The 16,094-nt window shown below is 43.4% G+C and carries 18 protein-coding genes, 4 tRNA genes and 1 pseudogene; 17 read left to right on the forward strand and 6 right to left on the reverse strand.

Features of this window, described 5'->3' with window-relative positions; translation table 11 throughout:
* Positions 1-45: 45 nt before the first annotated feature.
* The 3 genes from B4H32_RS05680 to rluD form a co-directional block, all read right to left on the reverse strand.
* A complete protein-coding gene (locus B4H32_RS05680) occupies positions 46-612 on the reverse strand; it encodes a flavodoxin family protein (protein WP_004676532.1) in 567 nt (188 codons plus the stop codon).
* Positions 613-695: 83 nt separating this feature from the next.
* Positions 696-1,436 (reverse strand): peptidoglycan editing factor PgeF, encoded by a 741-nt coding sequence (pgeF, locus tag B4H32_RS05685; protein ID WP_286800854.1) that lies wholly within the window; start codon positions 1,434-1,436, stop codon positions 696-698.
* Between the two features lie 286 nt (positions 1,437-1,722).
* Positions 1,723-2,772 (reverse strand): 23S rRNA pseudouridine(1911/1915/1917) synthase RluD, encoded by a 1,050-nt coding sequence (gene rluD / locus B4H32_RS05690; protein ID WP_286800858.1) that lies wholly within the window; start codon positions 2,770-2,772, stop codon positions 1,723-1,725.
* A 70-nt stretch (positions 2,773-2,842) separates the two neighbouring features.
* Between rluD and B4H32_RS05695 the strand changes: the two genes are divergently transcribed.
* The 3 genes from B4H32_RS05695 (at position 2,843) to B4H32_RS05705 (ending at position 6,176) form a co-directional block, all read left to right on the forward strand.
* Positions 2,843-3,895, forward strand: coding sequence for an outer membrane protein assembly factor BamD (locus tag B4H32_RS05695; protein WP_286800859.1), 1,053 nt, complete (start codon positions 2,843-2,845; stop codon positions 3,893-3,895).
* Positions 3,896-4,013: 118 nt separating this feature from the next.
* Positions 4,014-5,894, forward strand: a complete 1,881-nt coding sequence (locus B4H32_RS05700; protein WP_286800860.1) for a DNA primase — start codon at positions 4,014-4,016, stop codon at positions 5,892-5,894.
* Between the two features lie 48 nt (positions 5,895-5,942).
* Positions 5,943-6,176 carry a hypothetical protein gene (locus B4H32_RS05705; RefSeq protein ID WP_004757363.1) on the forward strand — a complete coding sequence of 78 codons (234 nt, stop codon included), beginning with the start codon at positions 5,943-5,945 and terminating at the stop codon, positions 6,174-6,176.
* A 5-nt stretch (positions 6,177-6,181) separates the two neighbouring features.
* On the opposite strand, the gene hemA is transcribed toward B4H32_RS05705, so the two are convergent.
* Entirely contained in the window at positions 6,182-7,465 is a 1,284-nt protein-coding gene (hemA, locus tag B4H32_RS05710; RefSeq protein WP_286800861.1) for a glutamyl-tRNA reductase, read from the reverse strand.
* Positions 7,466-7,544: 79 nt separating this feature from the next.
* Between hemA and B4H32_RS05715 the strand changes: the two genes are divergently transcribed.
* From B4H32_RS05715 to panD, 13 genes are all read left to right on the forward strand, one after another.
* Complete coding sequence (locus tag B4H32_RS05715; protein ID WP_286800863.1) at positions 7,545-9,263, forward strand: tetratricopeptide repeat protein; 1,719 nt, start codon at positions 7,545-7,547, stop codon at positions 9,261-9,263.
* Positions 9,264-9,267: 4 nt separating this feature from the next.
* Positions 9,268-9,849 carry a lipoprotein insertase outer membrane protein LolB gene (gene lolB, locus B4H32_RS05720; protein WP_004682846.1) on the forward strand — a complete coding sequence of 194 codons (582 nt, stop codon included), beginning with the start codon at positions 9,268-9,270 and terminating at the stop codon, positions 9,847-9,849.
* Positions 9,850-9,909: 60 nt separating this feature from the next.
* The gene (vapB, locus tag B4H32_RS05725) at positions 9,910-10,143 is read left to right on the forward strand and encodes a type II toxin-antitoxin system VapB family antitoxin (protein WP_004676517.1); all 234 of its coding nucleotides are present in this window, start codon (positions 9,910-9,912) and stop codon (positions 10,141-10,143) included.
* A 14-nt stretch (positions 10,144-10,157) separates the two neighbouring features.
* On the forward strand, positions 10,158-10,553 hold the full coding sequence (gene vapC / locus B4H32_RS05730) for a type II toxin-antitoxin system tRNA(fMet)-specific endonuclease VapC (RefSeq protein WP_004682848.1): 396 nt from the start codon (positions 10,158-10,160) through the stop codon (positions 10,551-10,553).
* 23 nt (positions 10,554-10,576) lie between these two features.
* The gene (gene ispE / locus B4H32_RS05735; RefSeq protein ID WP_286800869.1) at positions 10,577-11,410 is read left to right on the forward strand and encodes a 4-(cytidine 5'-diphospho)-2-C-methyl-D-erythritol kinase; all 834 of its coding nucleotides are present in this window, start codon (positions 10,577-10,579) and stop codon (positions 11,408-11,410) included.
* Positions 11,409-11,483 (forward strand) — tRNA-Gln (locus B4H32_RS05740). The genes ispE and B4H32_RS05740 overlap by 2 nt, the downstream gene beginning before the upstream one ends.
* Positions 11,484-11,509: 26 nt before the next feature.
* Positions 11,510-11,584: transfer RNA gene (locus B4H32_RS05745), tRNA-Gln, on the forward strand.
* Between the two features lie 18 nt (positions 11,585-11,602).
* Positions 11,603-11,677, forward strand: a tRNA-Gln gene (locus B4H32_RS05750).
* A 90-nt stretch (positions 11,678-11,767) separates the two neighbouring features.
* A tRNA-Gln gene (locus B4H32_RS05755) sits at positions 11,768-11,842 on the forward strand.
* A gap of 281 nt (positions 11,843-12,123) precedes the next feature.
* The gene (locus B4H32_RS05760) at positions 12,124-13,077 is read left to right on the forward strand and encodes a ribose-phosphate pyrophosphokinase (protein WP_004676510.1); all 954 of its coding nucleotides are present in this window, start codon (positions 12,124-12,126) and stop codon (positions 13,075-13,077) included.
* Between the two features lie 96 nt (positions 13,078-13,173).
* Entirely contained in the window at positions 13,174-13,470 is a 297-nt protein-coding gene (rplY, locus tag B4H32_RS05765; RefSeq protein ID WP_004676507.1) for a 50S ribosomal protein L25, read from the forward strand.
* Positions 13,471-13,489: 19 nt separating this feature from the next.
* Positions 13,490-14,071: an aminoacyl-tRNA hydrolase gene (gene pth, locus B4H32_RS05770; RefSeq protein ID WP_004682853.1), complete on the forward strand. Its 582-nt coding sequence runs from the start codon at positions 13,490-13,492 to the stop codon at positions 14,069-14,071.
* Positions 14,072-14,216: 145 nt separating this feature from the next.
* Positions 14,217-14,597 carry an aspartate 1-decarboxylase gene (gene panD / locus B4H32_RS05775; protein WP_004655255.1) on the forward strand — a complete coding sequence of 127 codons (381 nt, stop codon included), beginning with the start codon at positions 14,217-14,219 and terminating at the stop codon, positions 14,595-14,597.
* Between the two features lie 182 nt (positions 14,598-14,779).
* On the opposite strand, the pseudogene B4H32_RS05780 reads toward panD, so the two are convergent.
* Positions 14,780-14,929: pseudogene (locus B4H32_RS05780) on the reverse strand (hypothetical protein); the annotation flags it as partial.
* Positions 14,930-15,022: 93 nt separating this feature from the next.
* Here B4H32_RS05780 and B4H32_RS05785 point away from each other — a divergent pair.
* Positions 15,023-15,790: a hydroxymethylpyrimidine/phosphomethylpyrimidine kinase gene (locus B4H32_RS05785; RefSeq protein ID WP_004757349.1), complete on the forward strand. Its 768-nt coding sequence runs from the start codon at positions 15,023-15,025 to the stop codon at positions 15,788-15,790.
* 78 nt (positions 15,791-15,868) lie between these two features.
* Here the strand turns inward: B4H32_RS05785 and B4H32_RS05790 are convergent.
* The coding region (locus B4H32_RS05790) for a LysM peptidoglycan-binding domain-containing protein (RefSeq protein WP_286800868.1) at positions 15,869-16,094 on the reverse strand (226 nt) is incomplete at its 5' end.

Here is a 16,094-nt window from a genome sequence, read left to right on the forward strand (position 1 = left end):
TCTATTTTTGTCGTGTACAGATATTATTCTTATACTCTATTGATTTTACTTACTTTTAAATTTTAGTTCCGCCAGATATTTCCCAAACTTTCGTGCAGTTTCCAAATCACCTTCAGGTGGTGTGATTTCAACACTGGCATTATCAGATTGCGTCATTAAACCCAAAAAACTAGACATACGATTAATATCTAAAGGGCTTCGTCCCGTTGGCATAAAAGGCAAGCCTGCCCATAGCATCCCATGTTGCATCGCAAACAAATTAATTTGCTGTAATACCGCCAATTTGTCTCCGCTGAGACCACCACCGTTAGTAAAACCAGCAGCCAATTTGCCCTGCCATGTGCGAGCCAACCAGCGTTTAGAAGAATCTTCCATGAACTGTTTCAAGGCAGAAGTTAAGCTTCCCATATAGGTTGGACAACCCATCACGATCACATCAGCCTGGTCTAATAAATCCCACTGCGGCGCAGCCACAGAAAGCAGATGCACTTCTGCACCTACCTGCTCGGCACCCTGAGCGATGTATTGTGCAACTTTGGCTGTATGTCCATAAGGACTATGGTAGATCACACAAACTTTGATTTGGGGAGTAATTTGCTCAATAACAGACATGGGAAATTTAAAAACCAATGAATTAGATCAAGTTTAACATTTTTAAACACGACAAGGCGAATCAACCACGCAAAGGATGCAATTTATTGCATAAATACAAATGTTGCCATCCGTCCAGTTTTTGCATCACGGCGATAAGAAAAGTAATCTTGGTCTTGTTGATATGAGCATTGATCACCACCAAGCACTATTTTCACCCCCAAACGATTTAAAATAAATCGGGCAATCGCATATAAATCAGCTTGGTATTTATCCTCAACTTGACCAGTAATAAATGCCCTTTCCAGTTCAGGATATTTTTCACAGAAAGCCACCTTTACTTCTGCTCCCACCTCAAAACAAGGCTGGCTAATGGCTGCACCCAACCATGCCCAAGCGGGTTGAGACTTCATTTCAACAATCGTATTTTCAATAATGCCACTGGCCAAACCACGCCAACCCGCATGAAGATTGGCAACTTCGGTGCCATTGGCATTACCCAAGACCACAGGAAGACAATCCGCAGTCATCATCATTAAGGCATGACCTCTGCGCTGGGTGACCAGACCATCGCCCTCAAGCGCAACAAATGAAATCTGTTCATTCACGGTATGGCAAATGGTGCTGTGGGTTTGCGTCATCCAGGTAATTTTATCAACACCATATGCAGATAATTCATTTAGCAAGATCATACGATGCTGCTGAACCCGTTGCGGATCATCATTGACATGCAAAGCCAAGTTAAAGCCAGTCAGGTTTTGGTTACTGGTCGCAATCGCCTGAGCATGTTCAATACGCGTTTGCCCCACATACACACCTTTAGGCAAACCTTGTATAAATTCCATCAATGATTCCTTGCTTAACGTGATTTTGACAAAAATATGATACTCGAAAACGTCATTCGCAATTGTTCGAGACAGGACTTCATGAATAAGATGTTGTTTCTGCGATCTATTAAACTGGCTGCTAGTCGTGAACGAGTTTTGCGAATGACAATGGGTTTGCTTACTTTTGCCAAAACAAAAGTAAGTCCAGCGGAAAGCTTATCCTGAAATTCGCTGAGAATTCAGCAAGACTCCGTTAAGATATTTTTCAATAAGTTAAGTAATATTTGCGTCGAATTCGGTTTACTTAGTAAGCTTCATTTTCACGACGTAACACTTCAACCAACTGAGTGAAATCTTCTGGCCACGGTGCTTCAAACATCATCTCCTCACCTGTACGTGGGTGAACCAGACCAAGTTTGGCTGCGTGCAATGCCTGACGTTTAAAGCTGCGCAGCATATCAATTAATGCTTCCGATGCACCTGCTGGAAAACGTACACGATTGACATAAACAGGGTCCCCAATCAAACCATGTCCGAGGTAACTAAAGTGCACCCGAATCTGGTGGGTACGCCCTGTTTCCAGTTGTGCCTGAATACGGGTGAAGTCACGGAAGCGTTCTTTGACATTATAATGTGTTACCGCATCACGCCCACCTGGCAAGATCGCCATTTTGACACGGTCTACAGGATGGCGCTTGATTGGCTCATCAATGGTGCCACCCGCAATAATATTGCCATACGCCACCAGATCATAAACACGGTAAACGGTTTTCTTTGCCAGTTGTTTACTCAATGAAAACTGGGCCTCAAGATTTTTGGCAACCACCAGCAAACCACTGGTATCTTTATCAATACGATGTACCAAGCCAGCGCGGGACAGTTCCGCCAGTTTCGGTGCATGGTAAAGCAAGGCATTCACTAAAGTGCCTGTTGGATTGCCTGCACCTGGATGAACCACCATGCCCACTTCCTTGTTAATGACGATAATATCGTCATCTTCATAGACAATATTGAGTGGAATATTTTCAGGCTGGCTTGAGGTTTGTGCCTCAAGCTCAACCTCAAGGGTAAGCAGTTCATTGCCCTCACAACGGTACTTCGGCTTTACGATGTTACCATTTACCAACAGATGACCATCTTTCATCCATTGCTTGAGTTTTTCACGGGAAAAATCGCTCCAGACCATCGCTGCAACCTGATCGATACGTTGGCCTAAATAGGTTTCATCAAGCTGAATTTGCAACGATAAACGTGTTGCAGTTGAATCAGAATTATGATTATCTGCATCGACAGAATCTTCGAGTAAGAAATCTGTTTCAGAGAAATTTGAATTGGAAGATTGTGCTGAAGTCATTTGATGATCGGTACAAAAATGGTTTAATAGCACCATTGTAGCTTATTGTCCCAAAAACAGAGGAATTTTTATGTCGCTACCCCATTATAAAATTACGATACTGGCACTATCTTTAGGCGTAGCGTCTGCATTTGTGGGCTGTAGCAGCAATCCAAGCAAGAAAGATGTGGTTGATAAAGGGCCACAATCCAGTGAACAGGTTTATTTTGAAAAAGCACAAAAGTCACTTGAGCGCAATCAATATACCGATGCGATAAAGTCGCTTGAAGCCCTGGACACCTATTATCCAACTGGACAATATACACAGCAGGCACAGCTTGAACTTCTTTATGCCAAATTCAAACAAAAAGATTATGAGGGTACGATTGCACTGGCGGAACGTTTCATTCGTTTAAATCCGCAACATCCAAATGTTGATTATGCCTATTATGTTCGTGGTGTCGCCAACATGGAAATGAACTACGATAGCCTGATTCGTTATACCTCACTGCAACAGTCACACCGTGATGTCAGCTACATCAAAGTTGCCTATCAAAACTTTGTGGATTTGATCCGCCGTTTCCCAAGTAGCCAATATTCTGTCGATGCGGCGCAACGCATGAAATATATCGCTCAGGAACTGGCTGAGAGTGAGATGAACGCGGCGCGTTTCAATATTCAGCGCAAAGCCTGGTTGGCTGCTGCTAAGCGCGCGCAATGGGTGATTGAACACTATCCACAAACTCCACAGACACCTGAAGCTTTGGCAACCCTAGCCTATAGTTACCAAAAGCTTGGTGATACAGCGACCTCCCAACAATATGTTGACATCCTGAAGCTCAACTATCCAAACCTTGTAAAATCAAATGGTGAGGTCAATTTACGTGCGGCACGTAAAGACAGTAGTTGGGTCAACCGTGCAACTTTGGGCTTATTGGGTCGTCAATCGAAAACTGTGGATAGCAAAAATATAGAAGCCAATACTGAAACGGAAAAACGCAGCCTCACCAACCGTTTGAGCTTTGGTTTACTGGATAAGCCTGAAACATCAGTACCCGTTGAATCGGCAGTCCCTGCCCCTGCAAGCAATCCTGCTCCTGGTGTTATTGACAATAATCCAGGCGAGAAAGATGCCGCAAATTAATTTGCAGTCATCTGAATGCACCAAACAGGCAGGCTAACCCTTGCCTGTTTTTCATTTTATGCAACAATGATGCTGACAAATCATAAAGATGCCCCCCAGTTTTAAATGGTTAAACCTTATGGCAATTCCACAGCATACGATTGATCAAATTCTGGATCGAACCGACATTGTCGATTTGATTGGTCAACGTGTGAAGTTAAAAAAGACTGGGCGTACTTATTCAGGTTGCTGTCCTTTCCATCAGGAAAAATCACCTTCATTCCACGTCTACCGAGACAAGCAGTATTATCATTGCTTCGGCTGTCAGGCCAATGGCAATGCCATTCGTTTCCTGATGGATATTGATGGTCGAAATTTTGTCGATGTGATCAAAGAACTGTCCAACAAGACAGGCATCGACCTCCCCAAAGACAATCAGGACAATAAAAAACTATCCTATAAGCGTAGTCCGCAACAGGTTGCTGCACCACAACCTGCACCAGCACAGAATAATAGTCCAACCTCACCAGCCATCCCTGAATCCATCGACGATCATTTTGTGGATATAGATCTTTATATGGATGATCCTTTTGCACAGTTTGACCCATCATTTACGATGGATGAACAGGTGCAGGAAGGCAATCTCTATGATCTTCTGGAAAATATTGCACTATTTTACGAACGCCAACTTCCCAATAGCCAGAAAGCACAGAATTATTTTAGGCAACGGGGCTTATCTGCCCAAACCATTCAGTTTTGGCGCTTGGGTTATGCACCAGAAGATTGGCAGCATCTGGAAAAAGCTTTTCCCCAAGATATTGAGGGGTTAAAACAACTTGGCTTGATTCGTTCCAGTGACAGTGGTCGGGATTTTGATTTACTGCGTGACCGCGTGATTTTCCCAATCCGTGACCATAAAGGTCGGGTGGTGGGTTTTGGTGGCCGTGCCTTAAATGATGAAATCAAGCCCAAATATATCAACTCACCTGACTCGGAAGTGTTCCACAAAAACCAGCTCCTTTATGGTTTATATGAAGGGCGTAAACTTAAGGCCAATGACTGGCTGATGGTGGAAGGTTATATGGATGTGATTGCGCTACAGCAATATGGCATCTCTGGTGCGGTGGCAACCCTGGGAACAGCCAGCAATGCCGATCATTTAACCACCCTATTTAAACAAAACTCACGAATCACCATTGCATTTGATGGTGATGCAGCAGGGCAAAAAGCGGCACGCCGTACTTTGGAAATTGCCCTGCCCCTGCTTAACGATGGCCGTGAATTAAAGTTCTTTGTACTGCCGAATGAACATGACCCCGACTCGCTCATTCGTCGGGAGGGTTTGGAAAATTTTCAAAAGCTACTGCAACAGGCTCCTTTATTGTCAGACTTTGTGTTTGCGCATTTAACAGGGCAACATGATGTTAGTTCTCCCGAGGGTAAAAGTCTGGTGATGGGTGAACTGCGTGAATTAACCGAACTGTTACCTAAACATGGCTCATTTCGTTATTTGCTGACCCAGTCTTTCCGTGAAAAACTGGGTTTGGGTAAACGTTTTACGCCTCAAATCAGCCATGATGCATCCCTGTCTTTTAACATTCATACCAAAGATGAGGATTTTGCCATTGCGATCTTAATGCACCATCCATTTTTATATATTCACTTTGAAGAATTACGTGCAGTCATTGACCACACTGAACTGTTGGCTAAAATTCTAGCCTCATTAAATATTGTGTTTGATGATTTACCCGATGATCAGGAATTGGCAACCTATTATGTACTGGGTGCCTGTAGCAACTACAGCCATGAAATTGCCGATATTATGCAGCGTACCGATATTCAGTCACTTACACAGGCACCTGAAATTGCAGATAAACTGGCGAAAGAATACGCTTTAGGACTTCAGGAAAAATACTTGCGCTTAAAACTCAAATCACCAATTTCTCTCATTGAGTCGCGAAATTTACGCCAGCAACTCAATGAGTTAACCAAGCAGATTGGTTTAAGGTTGTTGTCTTAATCCATTGCGTAATGATCGTTTCCTTTTATCAAATCTCTGCTACACTGAATGCAAACCAGCCCTCAGGAATATCTACTGGTTGAACAAGATACTGCTGAAGTTGAAGTATTGCGTCGCCGTACCAACTGGAAAGCTGAGCACTATTTCATGGGTGATGAGATTAAACTGGATTCAATTGATTTAACCATCAAGGTGGCAGATATTTATGATCGGGTTAAAAATACTGATGTATTGGAATGGCTAGAAAAACAAGCTAAACAAACAACCACTGAACAAGAATAGAATATTTATTGTCTCGGCTTACGCTCATGTTCAAACACATACTGTAAATGTTGCTGTAACCACTCAAAATAATCTGGATTTTCAGCCTTGGCAGCCTCTCTTAATAAGATAGAGGTTGGATGCATGAGCTTTTGTGTTAAGCGATGCGCAAATTCCTGTAGTACCTGCTCTGCATCATGTCCATGCTTTAACGACTCCAAGGCATGCAGCAATTCTTTTTGGCTTACTTCCTCACTGTGCTGGCGATAGGCCTGAATGGTGCCACTCGCCTCCTTGACCTTTTGCTGGGTCATCAATTGGGTTGCCAACTGATTGACCATAATCTCAGCTTCTACCGCCGCTTGACGGCGTTGTGCCAGATTCTCATCAATCACGCTTTGCAGGTCATCAACGCCATATAAATAAACGTTGTCCAGTGATTCAACCTTTGGATCAATATCACGCGGAACAGCCAAATCAACCATGAGCATTTGCTGATAACGGCGTTTTTTTAATGCTATCTTAACATCCGCATAACCAATCACTTGATGCAAACTGCCCGTACAGCTTGAAACTACATCGGCCCGATGCAGGTTCTGTGCAAGTTCTGTAAAAGATATAATTTCAACATCCACCTGATGCGCAATATCCTGCGCGAGCAAATCAGCGCGTTCACGACTACGGTTACAAATGATAATCTTGGCCACCCCCATTTCCGCCAAATGCTTGGCAACCAGACTATTCATTTCCCCTGCCGCAACCACCATAACGGTGAGATTTTCTGGATGGCTAAACACTTGTGAAGCCAATTGCGCAACCGCATAGCCCATGGAAACCGCATGGCTTCCTACAGAAGTTTCCGAGCGAACCCGCTTTGCCGCATAAAAGGCATATTCAAAAACACTATTCAGCTCAGGCGATACCGTTTCCGCATCTTTGGACAATGCCAATGCACTTTTAACCTGCCCTAAAATCTGTGGTTCACCCAACATCAGTGAGTCCAGACCACTGGCAACACGCATGAGATGTGTAACCGCCTGGGCATTCTCGTAACGATAAACATGATGAATTAACTGTTTTACATCAATATTATTCACTTGGGCGAGCCAGTTTAAGACGCTATCCGCGTCTTCTGTCATGGCATAAACTTCTGTGCGGTTGCATGTAGACACAACCACCATATCTTTCAATGAAGGATGTTGACGTTGCTCCTGCAATAGCACAGCTAACCGCTCTGCATTGAAAGCGATTTGCTCACGTAATTCAACAGAAGCTGTTTGATGGTTGACACCCAATGCAAAGAAAGACATATCAGATCATCATTTCGCTAAATTTATGTTATTGTGCAACATCGGTGTCATAAAAAGCATTACTTTGGATCAATAAAAATTGCGTCAGCTATATAGCCGTAATAACTTTAGCGGCAAGACGATTAGACGGTATTCTACCACAATCTTGTTGTTAGGTAGTATGAACGCTTATGTCTCCGCACAAGCAATACATGATATGTATGCTGACCAAAGCTTTGAACATGCCCTACAACAGAGCATGGTTGCCGAATTTTCCCTTGCCTATGACGATATTGCAACAGCCCTGCACAACTATACCGTGCTTGCCATTCGCAGCAATTCCACCATCATTAAGCAACGTGCCTTAGATGTTGCTCTGGAATACAACGATCTACAGGCAGCCTTGGACATTGCCACGCACTGGGTTGAGCAGGAACCTAAAGATGTGCCTGCTTTGTTCTATTTATCGCATATTGCCCTGAAAACACATGAATATGAACTTGCGGCCAAGACACTGGACAAGATTTTAAATATTGACCCAACCGCCGATTTGGAACAAATTCTCGCAGGTATTGCACCTGAACAGGCGCAAGATCGTGAAGTTCTGCTCAATGCCTTACGCGCAAGCAAAGAAAAGGACAACCCCTCTATTTTAGCGTTAATCGCGGGATTAGAGGCACAGGATGGCTTATATGAACAAGCACTGAGCAATATTAACCGCGCCTTACGCAAACGTTCAAAATCCACCAGCTTTATCCTGATGAAAGCCAACTTACTCATGGCTTTACGCGATGATACCGCCACACAAAAATGGTTTGCCAAGGCCAGTCGTAAAAACAGGAATAACCTTGATGTCCGCTTGGCTGAAGCACGTTACTACATCCAAATCAACCAGCAAGAGGAAGCTTTAGACAAGCTTGAAAATATTATTAAAGACCATCCTCAGGCTGAGGAGGCTCTGTTTATTGCAGGCCTAACCAGTATTGACCTCAAGCAATATGAGAAAGCGGAACAATATCTGGTTGATTTACGCTCTTCGGCAAAATACCAGAATGAAGCCTATTATTATCTTGCGATTAATGCACAGCGCAAACAGCATTATGAAACGGCAAAGGCCTATTATCGTCTTGTTGATGGCAGCTTGTATATCGTGTCCCGCCGAAACATGATTGCGATTTTTGAGAAGCAGGAACAACTGAATGATGCATTACGTTTCCTGACTCAGGAACGGGTCAACTATCCTCAGCACGCCAGTTTTCTTTATCAGGCCCAAGCCGACATTTTAAAGAAAATGGACAATAAAAAAGCGGCCCTGACCCTGCTGGATGAAGCGATCAAGAACATTCCAGATGACCCAGAGCTGATCTATGCTGAGGTGTTATTGCTCGACCCATATACAGATCGGGATAAACTGGATAAAACACTCAAACAGCTATTGGCAATCGAACCAAACAGTCCAACCTATCTGAATGCCTATGCCTATACCTTGGCATTGCAGAATCGCCGCTTAAAGGAAGCGCGCAAATATGCTGAACTGGCACTGGAATACGCACCAGAACAAGCCTCTATTCTGGATACACTTGGTTATATTGCCTTTTTACAAAATGATTTTGATACCGCAGTTCAGGCGCTACAACAAGCCTATAGTATTAGTCAGAATGTGAATATTGGGATTCGCTATGCCAAGGCGCTGTATATGCAGGGTTCACTCGCCCAATTTAGCGATGTGTTACAGCAACTGAAACAAAAACATGCAAATGCCCCACAATTACAACAACTTGATGGCTTAATCTTACCTGTAACCGTAAAAAAGAGTTAACCCCATGCGTTTGTTTGCAAAAATATGTCTGGCCATGTGTAGCAGTAGTGTGTTGTTTCTCAGTGGGTGTCAACATTTAAGTCAACCGAATAAAGTGATTGCCTCACCACAGCTACAAGATGAAAAAAATTTTAACTTACAGGGCAAAATTGGAGTGCGCACCCCACAGCAGTCAGGTAGTGCATTCTTTACATGGCTACAGCAACAGGATCAGTTCGACATTGAACTCACAGGCATTTTGGGAGTGGGTAAAACCCAGATTCAGGGTAAGCCTGGCGAAGTGACATTGAATAGCGCCAAAACGGGCTTAATTACCGCAGCCTCTCCTGAAGAATTGCTGGAAAAAGCCACAGGTTGGCAAGCGCCGATTATGCATTTAACCTACTGGATTCAAGCCAAACCAGCCACAACAAACGCCCAGATCACCAAAGATCAAAACAACCGTTTAAAACAACTGATTGAAGATGGCTGGACGGTTGATTTTAGTTATAACGACACCCAGACCTTGCCCAACAAGCTTTTGTTGAAGCAGGCACTTGCGGAAGATCAAGAAAACCGTATTACAATGGTTATTCAGAACAGATAGTGTTTCATTCAACATTTTGGGATATACTAAAAACATATACTTCCAAATAGGTGTATCACGATGGAAAAAGCAACGATCTTTAAAAATAATCGCAACCAAGCGGTACGTTTGCCCAAAGCGGTTGCTTTTCCTGAACATATCAAACAGGTAGAAGTGATTAGTATTGGAGATACACGAATTTTAACCCCTATTGGAAAACGCTGGGAATTATGGATGAATACGCCATCACAACTGACCGAAGATTGTTTTCAGGAACGTGAGCAACCGATTGTGCAAGAACGAGAAAGTTTCTAATCATGTTGAAATACATGCTGGATACCAACATCTGCATCTATGCGATTAAGAAAAAGCCGATTGAAGTCATCCAACAGTTTTCCAAGTATCAGGATTATCTTTGTATCAGCTCGACCACCTTAATGGAGTTGTATTACGGTGCAGAAAAATCATCCAATCCCCAAACCAATCTGACTGAAATTGAAAAATTTGTGGCAAATCTGATCGTCCTTGATTATGACAATTATGCCGCAGCACATACCGCACAAATTCGGGCTGAACTATCAAAAACAGGCAAAACTATTGGCAGTTATGATGCCATGATTGCAGGGCATGCCCGTAGTCAGGGATTCATTTGTGTCACCAATAACATACGTGAGTTTGAACGTGTGGCTGGATTACGTCTAGAGAATTGGTGGGTGCAGTCTTAAATGTTACGGAAGCAAATATGACCATTTTACGTGTCCCATCCCCTGCCAAGCTTAATTTATTCCTGCATATCGTGGGTCGCCGTGACAATGGCTACCATGAATTGCAGAGTATTTTCCAACTGATTGATCTTTATGACTGGATCAGTTTTGAGGCCATTGAAGAAAATCAGATTCAGATTGAGGGATTAGCCGAAGTAAAACTGGAACAAAACCTGATTTATCGGGCTGCACAATACCTGCGTCCACATGCCAAGACACCCTGCGGATTAAAGATCTCAGTGGAAAAAAATATCCCGATGGGGGCGGGTCTGGGTGGTGGCTCATCCAATGCCGCAACCACATTGATTGTACTGAACCAATTATGGCAGTGTGGGTTAAATGATGAGCAACTTGCAGCCTATGGCGTACAGCTTGGCGCTGATGTTCCAATTTTTATTTTTGGGCAAAATGCATGGGCTGAAGGAGTGGGTGAACATTTATCATTCATAGACTTAGCTCAAAAACAATTCATTGTTTTAAAACCTGACTGTTTTATCAGCACTCAACTGCTTTTTTCACAAAAAACATTGACAAGAGATACCAAGCCCACTACATTTTGCGACTATCAGTTAGAACCTTCTCTTTTCGGAAATAACTTTGAACCTCTGGCTCGACAGTTATACCCTGAAGTTGAGGAAGCAATGCAATATCTGGATCAGTTTGGTCAGGCAAAGCTTACAGGTACAGGTGCCTGTGTTTTCACTGAAGTAATTCAGGAAATGAATGTAAAGCAAATTTTGCAAAATGCGCCTTGTAAAGCATACTTGGTGAATGGTTTGGCAGAATCGCCATTACGGCATTTCAAGGTTACCGATTAGGGGCGTCGCCAAGTGGTAAGGCAGCGGGTTTTGATCCCGCCATCCGTTGGTTCGAATCCAGCCGCCCCTGCCAATTTTCACCTGTAGGATGTTTGTAATAGGGGCGTCGCCAAGTGGTAAGGCAGCGGGTTTTGATCCCGCCATCCGTTGGTTCGAATCCAGCCGCCCCTGCCATTACAGATCATCAAATTTAGGGGCGTCGCCAAGTGGTAAGGCAGCGGGTTTTGATCCCGCCATCCGTTGGTTCGAATCCAGCCGCCCCTGCCATTTCTCTTTGTTCGTCAGGCTTGTTTTATATCGGTATTTGATCAATCATATTGACAAAATCATATAAAACCATTAAAGTTCTGCCGCATTAGGGGCGTCGCCAAGTGGTAAGGCAGCGGGTTTTGATCCCGCCATCCGTTGGTTCGAATCCAGCCGCCCCTGCCATATAATAGATTATTCTTTAAACTACCCGTTGGGGAAATTTTTAGTTTCCTCTTTGCGCTTGGGTGAGGTGTTGTTTCGCTTAACCTCTATGAGGAAGAGTTATAGATTTTCCATACTTGAATCAAGCGTTGTTTCACTTGATTTCATTTTGAAGAATTATAAATTTTTCCTTTATATTTTGGCAAAGCGTTGCTTCACGTAATCCTCTTTAGAAAAATCATAGATTTTTCACTTGCGCTCGGGTGAAGCGTTGCTTCACGTAATCCTCGCTCAGGTGCTTCATGCCCAATCTCGTCGTTTTTAGTGGAAGTGCTCATCCACAGTTCGCCCAAAAAGTCGTAAGCCATTTGCATATCCCTCTGGGTGCCGCTGCTGTAAGCAAGTTCTCTGATGGTGAAATTTCAGTTGAAATCACTGAAAATGTACGTGGTAAAGACGTATTCATCGTTCAGTCCACTTGTGCCCCAACCAATGATAACCTGATGGAAATCCTGGTAATGGCAGATGCTTTGCGTCGCGCAAGTGCTGGTCGCATCACCGCTGTCATCCCTTACTTCGGTTATGCACGCCAAGACCGTCGTCCACGTTCTGCTCGTGTGCCAATTACCGCCAAGGTTGTTGCAGACATGCTGACCACTGTGGGAATTGACCGCGTGGTTATGATTGACCTGCATGCAGACCAGATTCAGGGTTTCTTCGATATTCCAGTGGACAACATCTACGGTACACCAGCGTTATTGGCTGACCTGCGTCAGCAGCAACATGACAACCTCATGGTGGTTTCACCTGACGTGGGTGGCGTTGTTCGTGCCCGTGCTGTTGCAAAGCAATTGGGTGACATCGACCTGGCTATCATTGACAAACGCCGTCAAAAAGCCAATGAATCTCAAGTGATGCATTTGATCGGTGACGTCAAAGACCGTGACTGTGTCATTGTCGATGATATGGTGGATACCGCTGGTACGCTTTGCAAGGCGGCTGATGCACTGAAACAGTTTGGTGCCCGCCGTGTGATTGCCTATGCAACCCACCCTGTTCTATCTGGCAAGGCACTTGATAACCTGCGCAACTCTGTGATTGATGAACTTGTGGTAACTGACACCATTCCTCTTTCAGATGAAGCATTAACCTTAGGTAAAGTTCGCCAGGTTTCCGTTGCCAGCATGGTTGCTGAAACAATTCGTCGTATTAATAACGAAGAATCTATTAGCGCAATGTTCGATAGTTATCTATAATACCCCAGCTTTTTTCAAGCCCTGCCTTATGGCGGGGTTTTCTATCACTAAACTGGTCGCAAGTTTAGTTTCTTAAATCTCAATGAGGATATGCCCATGGCAAACTTCGTATTAAATGCTCAAGCACGTGAAGCTGCTCAACAAGGGAAAGGTGCGAGCCGCCGCCTTCGTCACGCAGCGCAAATTCCAGCGATTATCTACGGTGGTAGTGCTGAGCCTGTAACTGTTACTTTAGAGCTTCGTGAAATCGTTAAAGCTTTAGAAAGCAATGCTTTCTTTGAAGAAGTAATCGAAATCAAAATCGGTGACAAAGTTGAAAATGTTAAAATCCAGGCATTGCAACGTCACCCAGCTAAAAACACTCCAATGCACGCTGATTTCAAACGCGCATAAGTGTTAAAGGCGTAAATTAGTGTCAAGTATTTCGCTAATTGTTGGTTTGGGTAATCCTGGAAAGGAATATGCCCAAACCCGCCATAATGCAGGTTTCTGGTTTGTTGAACAGCTTGCAGATCGTTATGGCATCAATTTAAAAGCTGACCCCAAGTTTCATGGATATAGTGGTCGTGGCCAAGTTGAGGGCCATGATGTACGTTTGCTCCTCCCTACCACCTTTATGAACCGTTCTGGTCAAAGTGTTGCCCCTTTCGCCAAATTCTATCAAGTTGCACCTGAGTCAATCTTAATTGCCCATGATGAACTGGATATGGACCCTGGCGTGATTCGCTTGAAAACAGGTGGCGGACACGGCGGACATAATGGTCTCCGTGATATCGTTCCCCATATTGGTCCCAATTTCCATCGTTTACGCATTGGAATTGGACATCCTGGTTCAAAAGAACGTGTTTCTGGTCATGTGCTTGGCAAAGCTCCCAGCAGTGAACAAGATTTAATGGATGCCGCAATAGCCCATGCCTTATCACAAGTCAAAATGCTTGTGAGTGGACAGGTTCCACAGGCCATGAATCAAATTAATGCATACAAACCCGCTTAAACTTAAACTGAAATTGTTGATCAATCACGCTTGCCATATTGCAGTTTTAGGCGCAAAATGCGCATCAAACCGCCTATAGCCTGCGGAAACGTGACAAGTCAACCATAAGATATCCGTCTTAGGTCTTACTCAGGAGACGCTAGCCATGCTATCTCGTTTATTAAAATGTAAAATTCACCGCGCGGTTGTGACACATGCGGAACTTCATTATGAAGGTTCCTGTGCAATTGATGGTGTGTTAATGGACTTAGCAGGGATTCGTGAATACGAAGAAATCCACGTATGGAACGTAACCAACGGCAAACGCTTCACAACCTACGCAATTCGTGGTGAAGATGATTCAGGCATTATTTCAGTAAATGGTGGTGCAGCCCATCAGGCTGATGTTGGTGACTTAGTGATTATTGCAACTTTTGGTGATTTCACCGAAGTCGAGGCAAACCTGCACAAACCTCGTTTGGTCTATGCAAACCCAGACAATACAGTGAACCACACAGCAAACTGTATTCCTGTACAAATTGCATAAGCAGAAAACATCACGATTCCTAAAAGCCAGTTTAAAAATAAACTGGCTTTTTTCATGCTATGAGAACATAACAAAATATCTAAAATTAATGCATTATTTTTACGCAACCCAACTTGTAAAGTATGTTGCAGTATTACTTTATTAAATATAGCTGAATACTTAATTTATCATCACACCTAAAACAGAGGTGGTCCAAAGGTCCAGTCCAGATCAACCTCATCTGCTAAGAGTTGACCCAGTTTTTTTAAAGCATAACGAATTGAACGATGAATCTCCGCTTTCGGGTCAGTTAATGTTCCATCCAAATCTATCAGAATATTTTTGATCGTCATTCGTGCAATCTCTTAAAGCCTTACAACACAGTATCGAGAGTTGCTCAAAACTCCCCTATACTAGCCTAAATGACAACATAAAAGGAAATTGCAGTGCGTCCAACCGTACTTTGTTTTTCAGGTTTAGACCCATCGGGTGGTGCAGGTTTACAGGCAGATATTGAAGCGATTGGGCAGAGTGGTGCGCATGCAGCGATTGCCTGTACTGCCCTTACCATTCAAAACTCGCAACAAGTGTTTGGCTTTGAAGCCACCTCAAAAGAATTATTGCTTGCACAAGCCAATGCTGTGGTGGGTGATTTACCAATTAAATGTGTTAAATCTGGGATGCTCGGTACAACTGACAATATTGCTGCTCTGGCTGAGTTTCTACATGAACATCCTGATTATTTATATGTGCTTGATCCTGTACTTGTCGCCAATAGTGGCGGTTCTTTGGGTGATCAGGCAACATTGGTCAAAGCCTTTGTTGAGTTAATCCCTTTGGCAACAGTGATCACACCAAATACCGTTGAGTTAAGGGCTTTAACGGGCATGGATGATATTGAACAAGCCACTCAAAAATTATTTAAGATGGGCGCAAAAGCTGTACTAGTGAAAGGTGGACATGAAGATACGCCTGATCATATTCGTAATGTACTTTATGCTGACTGCAAAATGATTGCTGAAAGTATTTGTCCTCGTTTAGAGGGACAATATCATGGTTCAGGTTGTTCATTGGCGAGCTTTATTGCAGGTCGTTTGGCTTTGGGAGATTCCCTTAAAATTGCAGTGCAACATGCAGAAACATGGTTATTTGGTGTTTTGAAAAATGCGGAATCGCCTGTGGTGAATGGTCAAAAGATTCCGAAGCGGTTTTAAATTATTTTCAAATTGATAAATTGTCTAGAATTTATTAAATAAAAAAGGCGCCTATGCGCCTTTTTTACAATTCACAAATTACTGTGGAATACGCAACACCTGACCAGGAAAAATGTCATCGACATTTTTTAACAAAGGTCGGTTGGCTTCAAAAATTTTATTGTACTGGTTTGGATCACCATAATATTCTTTTGAAATCTTGGATAAATTGTCCCCAGACTTCACGGTATAGAATTTACTTTCTGGTTCCGGTGTTTCCACAGTCATCTGATCATCCACTTTCGCAACATGATCTGTATTTCCG

The sequence above is a fragment of the Acinetobacter sp. UBA2063 genome (genome assembly GCF_002333245.1).
GTDB lineage: Bacteria > Pseudomonadota > Gammaproteobacteria > Pseudomonadales > Moraxellaceae > Acinetobacter > Acinetobacter parvus.

Coding starts and splice junctions, on each gene's coding strand:
- B4H32_RS05680 (WP_004676532.1), bottom strand. CDS start 612: ATGTCTGTTATTGAGCAAATTACTCCCCAAATCAAAGTTTGTGTGATC.
- pgeF (WP_286800854.1), bottom strand. CDS start 1,436: ATGGAATTTATACAAGGTTTGCCTAAAGGTGTGTATGTGGGGCAAACG.
- rluD (WP_286800858.1), bottom strand. CDS start 2,772: ATGACTTCAGCACAATCTTCCAATTCAAATTTCTCTGAAACAGATTTC.
- B4H32_RS05695 (WP_286800859.1), top strand. CDS start 2,843: ATGTCGCTACCCCATTATAAAATTACGATACTGGCACTATCTTTAGGC.
- B4H32_RS05700 (WP_286800860.1), top strand. CDS start 4,014: ATGGCAATTCCACAGCATACGATTGATCAAATTCTGGATCGAACCGAC.
- B4H32_RS05705 (WP_004757363.1), top strand. CDS start 5,943: ATGCAAACCAGCCCTCAGGAATATCTACTGGTTGAACAAGATACTGCT.
- hemA (WP_286800861.1), bottom strand. CDS start 7,465: ATGTCTTTCTTTGCATTGGGTGTCAACCATCAAACAGCTTCTGTTGAA.
- lolB (WP_004682846.1), top strand. CDS start 9,268: ATGCGTTTGTTTGCAAAAATATGTCTGGCCATGTGTAGCAGTAGTGTG.
- vapB (WP_004676517.1), top strand. CDS start 9,910: ATGGAAAAAGCAACGATCTTTAAAAATAATCGCAACCAAGCGGTACGT.
- vapC (WP_004682848.1), top strand. CDS start 10,158: ATGCTGGATACCAACATCTGCATCTATGCGATTAAGAAAAAGCCGATT.
- B4H32_RS05760 (WP_004676510.1), top strand. CDS start 12,124: ATGCCCAATCTCGTCGTTTTTAGTGGAAGTGCTCATCCACAGTTCGCC.
- rplY (WP_004676507.1), top strand. CDS start 13,174: ATGGCAAACTTCGTATTAAATGCTCAAGCACGTGAAGCTGCTCAACAA.
- panD (WP_004655255.1), top strand. CDS start 14,217: ATGCTATCTCGTTTATTAAAATGTAAAATTCACCGCGCGGTTGTGACA.